Here is a 13,998-nt window from a genome sequence, read left to right on the forward strand (position 1 = left end):
CCCGCGTACGCGGGCCGCGGGTGTTCGGAACCTGATCATGCTGTCCTGCCTTCTGCGAGTGGTGTGGTGCGGAGAGAGTGGTGCCGGGACCTGGTCATCGGCGGACGGTGAAGCGCCAGGTCTTGGTGGTGCGGTTGCCGACGGCGTCGACGACGACCAGGCGCACGGTGTGGCGTCCGATCGACATCGCGCGTCCCGAGGTCCAGGTCATCCGGTCGGTGCGCGCGTCGTAGCGCACGCCGACCTTCTTCCCGTCGATGCGCAGGGTGAGGTGGCGGCGAGCCAGCTCCGAGCCCTGGTCGCGGACGACGGCGCGCACGGTCGGGGTGCGGTCCCGGGTGGTGCCCCGAGGCCCGAGGTTCTTGACCACGGGGCCCTGGGTGTCGACCTTCCAGGTGCGCACGACCGGCGTGGCGTCCTCGTTGCCGGCCGCGTCGACCGCACGGACCTCGAGGCGCTGCGCACCCTGGCGCAGGTTGGTGAAGGTCGCGGGCGACGCACAGGGGCGCCACGCGCCGCCGTTGAGGCGGCACTCGAAGGTGCCGGACTCGTCGGAGGCCAGCCGGAACGTCGCCGTCGTGCTGCGGACGGTGCCGGTCGGCCCGGCGGTGACGGTGGTCTGGGGCGCCGTGGTGTCCGGCGTCTCCCCGTCCTCGACCACGATCTCGACCTCGGCCGTGGTGGTGGCGTCGTGGCCGGGCATGTGGCCGGCGTGGACGCTGCCGACCGTGACCGTGGCCGTGTAGGTACCCGGCTCGGCGTAGGTGTGGTCGGGGTCGGCACCGGTGCCCGTGGTGCCGTCGCCGAAGTCCCAGTCGTAGGTCAGGTCGGCGGTGCTGGGCGCCAGGTCGACGCAGCCGATCCGCTTCGCGCCGTTGTCGGGGTCGTGGATGACGATCGAGACGGCCTTGGCGCCGGCCCGGATCGGCATCGTGTCCTCGACCAGGGTGCTGGCACCGGTGGCGTCGGCCGTGAACGGCAGCCAGATCTCGTTGGCCTCGGCGAACGGCTGGGTCTCGTCGAAGCGGAAGTGCGCGCCGCCGTTGTTGGAGGCGCACGTCTCCTCGTGCACGTGGACCATGTGGTTGGCGTTCGGCTTCACGCCGGTGACGTCGAGGGTCGTGTAGGTCTCCCCGCGGCTGCGGACCATCTGGGCCGACCCGGTGAGGTCCGGGTAGGCGGTGGTCCCGTCGGCGAAGGCCTCGAACGTGCCCTCGGTCGTCACCTCGGTGGAGAGCTCGACGTCGAGCGGCGCGGTCCCCGTCGACGGCGTGGCCGTCGCGGCGATCTCCGGCAGCACGACCTCACCGGCTCCCTCACCGACCACGACCTGGACGCTGGCGGTCCCGGTGTTGCCCTCGGGGTCGGTGGCGGTCAGCACGGCCGTGTAGGTGCCGGCCTCCATGTAGGTGTAGGTGGTGCGGGCGAAGGGCGACGTGTCGTCGTCGGTCCCCGGCACCCCGAAGTCCCACCCGTAGGTGATCTGGCCGCCCTGCTCGTCGGTGGCACCGCCCTGGAACAGCACGTTGAGCGGTGCGGTCCCGGTGGTCGGGGCGCCGCTGGCGGTGACGATCGGCTTGACCCCACCGGTGACGGTGATCGGCCAGCTGCGCTTGAACTGCCCGCCCTTGCCGTCGCTGACCGTCAGGCTCGCCGTGAAGCGGCCCGGGGTCGCGTAGTTGTGGTGCGCGTGCGACGACGTGGAGGTGTCGGCCGGCAGGTTCGACTCGCCGAAGTCCCAGAGGTAGGTCAGCGGGTCGCCGTCCGGGTCGGTGGCGCGTGCCTCGAAGTGGGTGTACAGCGGGGCGGCACCGGCGGTCGGCTCCACCAGCGGCGTGGCCGTGGGCGCCCGGTTGCCTGCGGCGGCCTCGACCACCACGGTGCCGCGCATCGTGGCGCCGTGGATCGTGCACCAGTAGTGGTAGGTGCCCGGCGTGGTGAAGGTGCGCCGGATCGGCGTCCCGTTCGGGTCGCGGTACTCCTGCAGGGGCGGGTTCCAGGTGGCGCCGGTGTTCTGCGAGGTCAGGTCGTGGGCCATGGTGGCCCGGTCGAACTGCCACTCGACGGTGTCGCCCACCTTGATCGTCACCTCGGAGGTGCCGTTGTCGGCCGAGACCCACTGGTTGTTGGTCGCGCTGTCGACGGCGTCGACGACCCAGGTGCGGTTCTGCGACGCGCCCTCGACCGTGATCTCGACGGTGTCGGTGGCGGTGGCCCCGGCGGTGTCGGTCGCGGTGACCGTGGCGGTGTAGGTGCCGGCCGCGGTGTAGGTGAAGGTCGCGTCCGCGCCGGTCGCGGTGTCGGCGTCGCCGGCCACCCCGAAGTCCCAGGCGTAGGTGAGCTCGTCGTCGTCGGCGTCGGTGCCGACGGCGCTGAGGTCGACCTCGAGCGGGGCGGTGCCGGATATCGGCGTGGCCGACGCGGTCACCTCGGGTGCGGTGTTGTCGCCGCACTCGCGCTCGGGGGCGGCGCCGAACCAGGCGAACTTCGCCGTGGCGACGGCGGTGCCGGCGGGTCCGCGCAGGGCGTAGGGGCCGACGAAGGAGTCGGCACCGAACCCGGCCCGGTCGTCACCGGCGGACTGCCAGGTCTCGCCGTCGACGGAGTACTCGCCACGGAAGGTGACGCCGTCGACCGAGGAGAGGCGCAGGTGGACGGTCTCGGGGAAGTCGGCCGGCAGGAACGGGCCACCGAAGTCGCCGCCCGGGCCGGAGTGCCAGTTGCCCGAGAAGTCGTTCTGACCACCGGAGTTGCGGAGGAACTCGACCCAGCGGTTCCCGCTGCCCTTGTTGACGAAGGCCAGCTTGAGGTAGCCGCCGCCGGTCGGGTCGTGCAGGACGAGGCCGGCCTGCTGACCCTGGGCGGTGCTCGGGAACGTCAGCTTGGTGACGGCCGTGTAGGCGCCGTCCGGCAGGTCCTGGAGGATCAGGTTGGGCGAACCCTCCGTCAGCTCGCCGGGGCCGGTCTGCAGCTCCAGGTTGCCGCCGGTGACCTCCCAGAGGTCGGGGTTCTCGCGCAGGATGCCGTTCCAGCGATCGGTGCTGAGGGCGGCGGCGAAGTCGTCGCCGCGCGAGCAGCTGGTCGTGGTGGGCTCGGCGATCGGGACCACCGGGTACTCGAGGACCGGCTCGCCGTCGAAGCGGACGTACTCGTAGTCGGCGGCGGGAGCCGTCGCGGCGGCGCCGCGCAGGGCCATCACGCCGACCCGCGGGGAGGTGATCCCCTCGAGGGCCCGCGGGATGCCGACCTGGGTGAAGGTCTCCCCGTCGGTGGAGTAGGCACCGGTCAGGTTGGTGCCGTCCGAGCTCATCCGCAGCCAGAACGTCGTCGGGAAGTCGGTCGGCAGGAACGGGCCGCCGAAGTCACTCCCACCGGTGTGCCAGTCGCCGTTGAAGTCGAAGGTGTTGTTCGGGTCGCTGCTCTTGAGGAACTCGATCCACTCGTTGCCGCCGGTGCTCTTGCGCACGAACATCAGCTTCGCGAAGCCGGACCCACCGGCGCCGGCGACCACGAGTCCGGCCTGCTGGCCCTCCTCGGTCGGGTCGAAGGAGAGCTTGGTCGTGACCGCCCACTCCCCCTCGGGCGTGGCCTGGGTGATGACGTTGGGTGCCGTGGAGTACTCGCCGGGCCCGGCCTGCAGGCTCAGCACGCCGTCGCCGACCTCGTAGAGCGAGGCGTCCTCGCGCCGGATGTTCCAGCGGCAGCTGTCGAGCAGCTCGTCGTCGTCGAACTCGTCGGAGCGGCGCTGGTCGCACGGCGGCTCCTCACCGGGCAGCACGCCCGAGATCGCGAACACGTGCAGCTTCGGGTCGTTGGGCAGGGTGATGCTGACCAGGTCCTTGTCCTGGACGGCGACCTGCTGGGCCCACAGGAACACCCGCGGGCCGGTGTCACCGCCGGCGTCGTGGCGGTGCGGCATGTCGGCGGCGACGGTCTCGCCGAACTTGGGCGAGACCGCCCAGTCGGTGAAGCGCAGCTGCACCGTGGAGGTGGTGCCGTCGCCGTAGGTGATCGTGGCCGGCTGCTGGACGTCGCCGTTGTGGGCCGAGGCGATGATGCTCAGGCCGGAGAAGCGACCGGTCGGCAGCGGGATGGTCTGGCCGGCGGCCTCGACGTTGTTGTTGACGCCGTCGACCGGGCTCGGGAACTCGTGGTCGACGCCGTCGACGACGAGCGGGCCGCCGTTGGCGCGGACGCCCTCGGGGAGGGTCTCGCTGGCGTAGGCCCAGCCACCGCCGTCGAAGTTGCCGTTGCCCGGGTTGGCGTGGGTCGAGATGCCGTCGTTGTTGAAGAACGACGTCAGGTCGGCCACGGCCCGGCACACGCCGGACTCGAGGGCACGCACCGCGACGGTCGTGGTGCCGGTGTTGCCGTCGGGGTCGGTCACGGTGAGGGTCGCGGTGTAGCGACCGGCCGCGGCGTAGGTGTAGGTGGGGTTCTGCTCGGTGGAGGTGTCCTCGGTCGTGCCGTCGACGCCGAAGTCCCAGGCGTAGGTGACGGCCTGGTCCTGCGGGTCGGTGGCGCCGCCGGTGAAGGACACCTCGACGGGCGCGATCCCGCAGCTGGGGGCCGCGGCGGCCGTCGGGACCGGGTCGGTCAGCACGGTCACGCTGCGGGCGGTGAAGGTGGCGCCACGGGTGCCGTCGGCGTCGACGGGGGTGACCTCGGCGGTGAAGGAGCCCTCCTCGGTGTAGGTGTGCTGCACCTCGGCGGCAGCACCGGTCACGACGGCGGAGCCGTCACCGAAGTCCCAGTCGTAGGTGAGCGCGTCGTCCTGGCGGTCGACGCCCTCGGCGGTGAAGGTCACCTCGAGCGGGGCGCCACCGCGGACGGGGTCGACCGCGACGGTGTTGACGAAGGGCTCGTCGACGTCGAGCTCGCGGATCTGCACGTTGCGGAAGGAGACGACGTCGGCGTTGCCGTGGTTCTGCAGGCCGACGTAGCCGCTGGTGCCGCGCGAGCCGTCGGAGGTGTAGCGGTTGACCTCGACCCCGTTCAGGGTCATCACGTAGGTCTGGCCGACGACGCGGATCTCGTAGTCGTTCCACTCACCGATCGGCCGGGCGTTGCGCGCGTCCTCGCGGTCGAAGTTGTAGACCGAGCCCGTCTTCTGCGGCTCGTCGTTCGGCTGACCCTCCTTGATCTGGATCTCGTGGCCGTTGTCGACGGCGACGAACGGGTCGTTGCCCGGGTCGGGGAAGCGGGTGAAGACGCCGGAGTTGTCGCCCTCGTCGCTGAGCTTGAACTGCAGCTTCATCGAGTAGTCCGCGAACTCCTGGGTGTCGTTCCACAGCAGGCCGAGGCCGCCGAAGGACGTCATGGCGCAGTCCTCGACGGTGAAGCCGCCCGGTCCGGACTGCTTCCAGCCGTCGAGGTTGCGGCCGTTGAAGAGCAGCTCGTAGCCGGCGTCCGCGGTCGGCAGGCTGGCGCAGGCGCGGCGCACGACGACCGCGACAGTGCGGGTGCTGGCCTTGCCGGTGGTGTCGGTCGCGGTGACGGTAGCGGTGTAGCTGCCGGCGGTCGCGTAGGTGTAGGAGACCGTCTGGCCGGTGGCCTTGTCGGCGTCCGTGCCGGCGACGCCGAAGTCCCAGGCGTAGGTGATCGCGTCGCCGTCGTTGTCGGTGGCCTGGGCGGTGAAGGAGACGTCGAGCGGGGCCGAGCCCTCGGCCGGCGTGGCGCTCGCCGCGGTGATGAACGGCGCGACGTTGGAGGCGATGCCGTCGCCGGTGAAGCGGACCTCGTCGAAGTTGATCTCGCCGTTGCCGGTGTAGACGAAGAACAGCCCGCGGCCGCCCTGGTCGGCCTCCCGGCTGGTGATCGCGCCGGTGACGGTCTTGTAGAAGTACAGGCCCTGCGTCGAGCCGTCGAGGGCGATCCGGGAGACCACGGGGCCGTTGGCCGCGCCCGCGCGCACCTCGATGGCGGCACCGTCGGCCGGGGAGCCGGAGTAGGTGACCGAGATCGACTGCATCCCGGCGAGGCTCATCGGGCTGTAGGACACGTGGTTGCCGTTGCCCATGCCGGTGATGATGCCGCCGGCCCCGGGCCGCGTGCCGGACTTGTCGTCGTAGCCGGTCTCGCTGACCCCGGAGCGGCCGTTGGCGTGCTCGGCCTGCTTGCGCTTGGGCTGCAGGGTGATCAGGTCGCGGCCCACGAGCGGGTCGTTGGCGCCCGCGCTGCCGCCGCCGTCGGCGTAGGTCGCCGCGAGCTGGCCGTAGATGTTGGCGTCCTCGCCGTGGTCGGTCGAGTCGGACATCGTCATGGTGCCGGTGCAGCCGAGCTGGCTCTGCAACGGGTGCGCGTGGACGTCGTGGCCCAGGCCCTCGGAGACCTCGACCCGGGCGCAGTCGACGGTCTCCTCGCGGTCGGTCACGTCGACGTCGTAGTCGACGTCGTCACCCGGGGCGAAGAAGCCGCCGTCGATCGGGGCGTTGAAGTCCAGGACGGGCCGGGTGTTGCCGACGTTGACGATGACCTGGCCGGTGGCGATCTTGCCGGTGGCGTCGGTGACCTTCAGCGTGGCCTGGTAGTCGCCGGCCGCGGTGTAGCGGTGGGTGGCGTTGGCCGTCGTGGCGTCGGTGCTGCCGTTGCCGTCGAAGTCCCAGGCGTAGGTGAGCGCGTCGCCGTCGGGGTCGGAGGTGCCGGCGCTCGAGAACGCGACGTCGAGCGGGACGCCGCCCTCGGCCGGGGTCGCGGTGACCTTGACCTGCGGGGCGGAGCCGTTGACGGCGTAGTCGACGCGGACGAGCTTGGTGTCGGGCGAGCCGGAGAAGAAGCCGGAGCCGTACTCGAGGACGTAGAGCGAGCCGTCGGGGCCGAACTCCATGTCACCGGGGGCGAAGAAGCCGCTCATGAAGTCGTTGATGGAGGCGATGGAGCCGTCCGGGTTCGTGCGGACCTCCTTGATCCACCCCCGGCTCATCTCGGAGATGAAGACCGAGCCCTCGTAGTCGGCCGGGAAGGCGGTGTCCTTGGCGGTGGTGTTGCGCGACTGGCGGTAGACCTGCGCGCCGGTCGGGGTCGAGCCCTCGACCTGCGGGTACTTGAACGGCGCCGAGGTGGAGTAGGGGATCCAGGCGTCGGTCATCGGGGGCAGGTCGGTCAGGCCGGTGTTGTTGGGCGAGTCGTTGACGCCCCGCATGCCCTCGGGGTCGTTGCACGGGAAGCGCTTGAGGCTGCCGTCGGGGTTGGTCCGCGCGCGGTTGGCGGTGAAGTCCCAGTCGACGTAGGCACCGCCGAAGCCCTGGTCGGTCAGGTCGTCGCCGACCTCACCACCGCAGTAGGGCCAGCCGCCGTTCATGGCCTCCGTGGTGCGGTTGAACTCCTCCTGGTGGCGCGGGCCGCGGCCCGGGTCGTTGCTGCGCGAGTCGGGGCCGACCTCGCCCCAGTAGACGGCGTCGGACTCGGGGTCGGTGCCGAGGCGGTAGGGGTTGCGCAGGCCCATCACGTAGATCTCGGGCCGGGTCTTGGCCGCGTCGGCGGCGGGGTACTTCGCGGTGGGGTACCTGTTGCCCTCGCCGAAGAGGTTGCCGTCGGGGATGTCGTAGGACATGCCGGGGCTGCTCTCGGGCGGGTTCTCGTCGCCGAGGTCGTCGGCGCGGGGGATGATCCGCAGCATCTTGCCGCGCAGGTCGTTGGTGTTGCCGGCGGAGTCCTGGGCGTCGTAGTCGTTGCGACCCGCGCGCTCGTCGTGCGGGGAGAACCCGCCGTTGTCGGAGGAGGAGGTGTTGTCGCCGGTGGTGAGGTGGAGCACGCCGTCGCCGTCGAACTGCAGCGAGCCGGCCGAGTGGCAGCAGATGTTGCGCTGGGTGCCGACCTGGAGGATGACCTTCTCGGAGGACTTCTCGATCGAGACCTCGCCGGTCTGCGCGTCCTCGACGAGCGTCAGCCGCGAGAGCCGGTTGGCGTTGAGGGCCTTCGGCTGCGGGGCGTAGTAGACGTAGAGGTGGTTGTTGGTGGCGAAGTCGGGGTCGAGGGTGATCCCGAGGCCGCCGTCCTCCAGACCGCTCCACACGTTCAGCTGAGCGGCGAGCATGATGATCTCGATGGACCCGTCGGTCGGGTCGTACATCTGGATGTCGCCGGCGCGGGTGATGAAGAAGACCCGCCCGTCGGGCGCGACGGTGAGCTCCATGACCTCGCCCAGGGTGCTCCCCTGACCCAGGACGACCTTCTGGAACTTGCTGAGGTCGGGCGCGGCCGCGGCGGCCGCGGCGGGGGCCGCGGCGGCGACGTCGGGCAGCGCGGCGGCACCGGGACGGCGGGGGCAGCCTCGGCGCGGGCGGGCAGCATGCCGAACAGGCCGGCGGCCAGGGCCAGCACCAGACCGACCGCGAACCCGCGGCGCGGGGACGGGTCGGCGCCGGGGGCGGCCGTCGAGGGGGAACGGCGAGGGCGGGTGCCCCCGGGGAGTGCCGAATCATGTGCCATGCGCGCAGAGAGCCCTTTCGCGAAGACCGGTGGCCCGAGGAGCCGCCCGTGACGGTCGTCACACTAGGGAGAGGGTTTTGCCGACGTCAATACATAAGTGCCCCGGACCTCGTCTTATTTTGGCAAGTCGTTGGCACAGAAGGGTCGGGAACGCCGACGACCCGGCGCGCCTGGGGCGGGCCGGGTCGTTCGGGTCGGGTGTCTCAGCGCGGGAGGGGGTCCCTCACGCGGGGACCTGCTGCCACTGCCGGGTGTCGGAGCTGACCTCGACGGCGCCCAGGACGCGCTGGACCTGGAGGCCCTCGGCGAACCCGGGGGTGGGGTCGGTGCCCTCGGCGATCGCCGTCACCAGGTCGACGGCCTGGTGGGTGAAGCCGTGCTCGTAGCCGAGGCCGTGGCCCGGGGGCCACCACGCCGCGACGTAGGGGTGGGTGGGCTCGGTGACCAGGATCCGGCGGAAGCCGGCGGTCTCGTCGGGCTCCTCGGCGTCGAAGTACTCCAGGACGTTCATGTCCTCGAAGTCGAAGGCGAGGCTGCCCCTCGAGCCGTTGAGCTCGAGACGGATCGCGTTCTTGCGGCCGGTGGCGAAGCGGGTGGCCTCGAAGATGCCGGCGGCGCCGCCGCGGAACCGGGCCAGGAACAGGGCCGCGTCGTCGACGGTCACCTGGCCGCGCTCGGCCGAGGCGGTGCCGGAGAGCCCGGCGTGCTCGGCGGCGAGCGGGCGCTCCTTGACGAAGGTCTCGAGCTGGCCGGAGACCTCGGCGATGTGGTCACCGGTGATGTGCTGGGCCAGGTCGATGATGTGCGCGCCGATGTCGCCGAGAGCACCGGAGCCGGCCTTGTCGCGCTCCAGGCGCCACGACAGCGGCGCCTCGGGGTCGGCGATCCAGTCCTGGAGGTACTGGGCGCGGACGTGGCGGATGTCGCCCAGCCGGCCCTCGGCCACCATCCGGCGCGCCAGCGCGATGGCGGGGACGCGGCGGTAGGTGAAGCCGACCATGGCGCGCACGCCGTGGGCGGCGGCCGCCTCGGCCGCGCGGACCATCTCCTCGGCCTCGGCGACCGAGTTGGCCAGCGGCTTCTCGCACAGCACGTGCTTGCCGGCCTCGAGCGCCGCGATGGCGATCTCGGCGTGGGTGTCGCCCGGCGTGCAGATGTCGACCAGGTCGACGTCGTCGCGCTCGACCAGCCGGCGCCAGTCGGTCTCGCAGTCGAGCCAGCCCAGCTTCTCGGCCGCGGCCGCGGTGCGGGCCATGTCGCGCCCGCCGAGGACCTGCATCACGGGGTTGAGGGGCAGGTCGAAGAAGCGTCCGGCTGAACGCCAGGCCTGTGAGTGGGCGGCGCCCATGAAGGCATGGCCGACCATGCCGACGTTGAGGCGACGAGGTTCGGGACCGCCGTCGGTGCCGAGGTTGAACGGGCTGGTCATGGTGGGGCTCCAAACGTCGGACGTCCGGCCGTCCCGGACCGCCGGGGGGCGGCGGTCCGGGACGACCGGGTGTTCAGTGGGTCAGGACTTGAACGCGGTGGGGAGGTACTCGTCGACGTTGTCGGCGGTCACGACGGGGGCGAAGAGCTGCACGGTGCGGGGGACCTCGACCTCGACGAGGTCGGAGACGTTCTTGTCCTGGGCCAGCAGGCGGGCCAGCTTGAGGCCGTCGGCGCCCTGGGTGGAGGGGTAGATGACGGTGGCCTTCAAGACGCTGTTGCCGGCCTTGATGGACTCCATCGCCTGCTGGGAGCCGGCACCACCGATCATGGTGAACTCATCGCGGCCCGCGGCCTCGATCGCAGCGATGACGCCGACACCCTGGTCGTCGTCGTGGTTCCACAGGTAGTCCATCTTCGGCAGCGCCTGCAGCAGACCCTCAGCGGCCTCCTGGCCGGTGTCGGCAGAGAACGCGGCCTCGACCTGGTTCTCGACCTCCAGGCCACACTCGGCCAGCGCGTCGGCGAAGCCCTGGCTGCGGTCCTGGGTCAGCGGCAGCGAGGCGATGCCCTGGATCTCACCGATCACGGCGTCCTCGTTGCCCGCGGCGTCCTCACACACGAACTCCCCGGCCGAGACACCCATGCCGTAGTTGTCACCCAGCACCGTGACCCGCGCGGCGTTGGGGTCGCTGAACTCGCGGTCGACGTTGACCACCGGGATCCCGGCCTCCATCGCCTCGAGCGCGACCGGGGTCAGCGCGGCACCGTCGAAGGGCAGCAGCACGATCGCGTCGACCCCGTCGCTGATGAAGGTCTTGATCTGCTCGATCTGCACGTTGGGGTCGTTGGTGCCCTCCGAGACCACCAGCTCGACGTCGTCGTACTGCTCGGCCACCGCACGGGTGGACTCGGTGATCGAGGCCATCCAGCCGTGGTCGGCTGCGGGGGCGGAGAAACCGATGGTGATCTTGTCACCGGCCTCGTCGTTGGAGCCCTCCTCGGCACCGGAGTTACCACCGGACAGGTTCGGGTTGCCCTCCTCCTCGGAGGAGTCGTTGCTGGTGCAGGCACTGAGACCCAGCACAGCGACCACCGCGAGGGTCGCGGTGAACTTCGCCGACTTGTACGCACCGGCGCGCGGGGCGGAGAGGAACTTCAAAGACATGTCGTGCTCCCTTTGGGTTTGTCGCATTGAAAACCTGAGTTGGACCTGAGTTGAGCTGGTGGGCAGAACTGCCCGGATGTGGTTGGGCCCCGAGGCGCCCGGATGGTGGGGCTAGGTGGTGCTCTTCCGAGACGCCAACCACTGCTGGAGCAGGACGGCGGCGACGATGATGGCGCCCTTGAGCACGTCCTGCTCAGAGGGCGGGCGGTTGTTGAGGGTGAACACGTTGGTCAGGGTGTTGAAGATCAACACCCCCAGCACGGTCCCGGTGATCGTGCCGCGACCACCGGCCAGCAGGGTCCCGCCGATGACCACCGCCGCGATCGCGTCGAGCTCGAGGAGCTCGGCGTGGTTGGCCGACCCGGTGGTGGTCTTGGCGATCAGGATCAACGCCGCCAGACCCGCGCACACCCCGACCAGCACGTAGAGCAGCACGGTGTGGCGACGCACGTTGATCCCAGCCAGGCGAGCAGCCTCCGGGTTGCCCCCGACCGCGAAGGTCCGCCGCCCGAAGGTGGTGCGGTTCAACAACACACCCACCCCCACCGCGACCACCGCGAACAACCAGATCTGCATGTCGATGCCCAGCGGCTTGGCGTTGAAGAAGTCGTAGAAGCCCGGCAGGTCACTGCTGCTGACGATCTGGGTCCGCTTCTCGGAGATGATCTCAGCCAACCCCCGCGCCGCGACCAACATCGCCAACGTCGCGATGAACGCCACGATCTTGCCGTAGGCGATCAAGATCCCGTTCACCAGACCCGCACCCGCACCCACCGCGATCGCGGCCAGCACCAACAACAACCAGTGCGTGTCAGCCGCCATCTCCTGGGTGGCCAACGTCGTGGCCCACACCGAGGACAACGCCACCACCGCACCCACCGACAAGTCGATGCCACCACCGGTGATGACGAACGTCATCCCGATCGCCACGATCCCCACCACCGTGCCCTGACGCAGGATCGACTGGAAGTTGTCCGCAGCCAGGAACCGGTCACCCGCAGTGATGGTCCCCACCACCGCGATCAACAACAACACCACGACCAGACCGATGATCCGGAAGAACCCCATGTCGGCCAACCGCGCCATCGTGGAACCACCCGCAGCACCACCACCACCACCAGCACCGCCGGGACCCGAGGCCGTCATCGTCTGCGAGGACTCAGTCGACTCGATCACCGGCAACGCCTCCACCGGATCACCAGCGTGCGCACCACCAGAACCGGCAGAACCGGTGTTGTGCTTGTCGTGCTTGTCGAGGGCCGAGGGCCGCTCGGTGGAGTTGCTCATGCGGGGGTTCCTTCCATCACCAGGTCCAGGACCCGGGACTCATCGATTTCAGCGGCAGCAGCTTCGTGCACCACACGTCCTTCACGCACCACCAGCACCCGATCAGCCAGACCGAGCACCTCCTCGACCTCGCTCGAGACCACGACCACCGCCACCCCCGAGTCAGCCAGGTCACGCACCAACCGGTAGATCTCGGCACGCGCGCCCACATCGACACCACGAGTCGGCTCATCGAGCAACAACACCCGACACCCCGCAGCAGCCACCGCGCCAGGACCACCTTCTGCTGGTTGCCCCCCGACATCGTGCGCACGTGACGGGCGATGTTGCGCGGACGCACGTCGAGGGAATCGACCAGCTCACGGGCCTTCGCCTTCTCCTTGGCCCGCTGGATGAACCCGAACCGGTGGAACAACCTCATCGAGGACACGCTGATGTTGGCAAAGACCGGCTGGTCCAACAACAGACCCTGACTCTTGCGCTCCTCCGGAGCCAGACCCACCCCCGCACGCACCGCAGCATCAACCGCACCACGACGCAACCGCGTGCCATCCACACTCACCGTGCCCGAGGAAGCCCGACGCGCACCGTAGATCGTCTCCAAGATCTCCGTGCGCCCCGAACCCACCAGACCCGCCAGACCCACGATCTCCCCGGCCCGCACCGCCAGGTCCACCCCAGCGAAATGACCAGCCAGGCAGAGGTCCTCGACCTGCAGCACCACCTCGCGCTCAGCCACCGCCACCACACCAGCGGCACGCTCGGGGAACACGTACTCGATCGCACGACCGGTCATCAACTTGATCAGATCCGCCGTCGGGGTCGACTTCGCCGGCAAACCCGTCGCGACCGTCACCCCGTCCTTCAACACCGTGATCCGATCCCCGATCTGGCGGATCTCCTCCAACCGGTGCGAGATGTAGACCACCGCCACCCCCTGGGCGGTCAGGCTCTTCACCACCCGGAACAGGTTCTCCACCTCACCGTGGTCCAACACCGCCGACGGCTCATCCAAGATCAACAAATCCACCTCGTGCGACAACGCACGAGCCATCGAGACCACCTGCTGCCCAGCCGGGGACAAATCACCCACCAACCGCGACGGACTGATCTCACTGTGACCCAGACGAGCCAGGATCTCCCGGGCCCGCGCATTCGCCGCACCCCGACGAGAGAACCCGCCAGTGGAAACCTCATGACCCAAAAAGATGTTCTCCGCCACCGTCAACCCATCCACCAGATCAAGCTCCTGGTAGATCGTGGCCACACCAGCATCAATCGCGGCCTGCGGATTCGCGAACCTCGCCGGCACACCCTTCCACGTCATCGACCCCTCATCAGGGATGTAGGACGCCGACAAGATCTTGATCATCGTCGACTTACCCGCACCATTCTGACCCAACAAACAGTGCACCTCACCGCGACGAACATCCAGATCAACACCACCCAACGCCCGCACCGACGAAAACACCTTCACGATGCCACTCATCTGCAACAGCACATCACCGTCGACGTCGGGGGTGGCCGGCGTCGATGACGCGTCCTCCCGCTTGCCGAGATCAGGCATGTCGTCCCCTCGTCCTGGTTGTGACTGCGCTCACAGGGCGCGTGCGCACGCCCAAGGTAGAGCGTCTTCTGTCATCAGGGCAAGTAGTTCTGACTAGCAATCGTGCAAATGTCGCGAA

The 13,998-nt window shown here is 69.8% G+C and carries 5 protein-coding genes; all 5 read right to left on the bottom strand.

Features of this window, described 5'->3' with window-relative positions; all coding sequences use genetic code 11:
• Positions 1 to 94: 94 nt before the first annotated feature.
• The 5 genes from FE634_RS21755 to FE634_RS20540 all read right to left on the bottom strand — a co-directional run bounded on the left by FE634_RS21755 (position 95) and on the right by FE634_RS20540 (position 13,880).
• On the bottom strand, positions 95 to 8,134 hold the full coding sequence (locus tag FE634_RS21755) for a PKD domain-containing protein (protein WP_262347511.1): 8,040 nt from the start codon (positions 8,132 to 8,134) through the stop codon (positions 95 to 97).
• 519 nt (positions 8,135 to 8,653) lie between these two features.
• Positions 8,654 to 9,859 carry a Gfo/Idh/MocA family protein gene (locus tag FE634_RS20525; protein ID WP_212722050.1) on the bottom strand — a complete coding sequence of 402 codons (1,206 nt, stop codon included), beginning with the start codon at positions 9,857 to 9,859 and terminating at the stop codon, positions 8,654 to 8,656.
• 81 nt (positions 9,860 to 9,940) lie between these two features.
• Positions 9,941 to 11,026, bottom strand: coding sequence for a substrate-binding domain-containing protein (locus FE634_RS20530; protein ID WP_137295372.1), 1,086 nt, complete (start codon positions 11,024 to 11,026; stop codon positions 9,941 to 9,943).
• A gap of 111 nt (positions 11,027 to 11,137) precedes the next feature.
• Entirely contained in the window at positions 11,138 to 12,313 is a 1,176-nt protein-coding gene (locus FE634_RS20535) for an ABC transporter permease (RefSeq protein ID WP_262347512.1), read from the bottom strand.
• A gap of 16 nt (positions 12,314 to 12,329) precedes the next feature.
• The gene (locus tag FE634_RS20540) at positions 12,330 to 13,880 is read right to left on the bottom strand and encodes a sugar ABC transporter ATP-binding protein (RefSeq protein WP_262347513.1); all 1,551 of its coding nucleotides are present in this window, start codon (positions 13,878 to 13,880) and stop codon (positions 12,330 to 12,332) included.
• Positions 13,881 to 13,998 lie beyond the last annotated feature (118 nt).

The organism is Nocardioides sp. S-1144, from assembly GCF_005954645.2.
Lineage (GTDB): Bacteria > Actinomycetota > Actinomycetes > Propionibacteriales > Nocardioidaceae > Nocardioides > Nocardioides dongxiaopingii.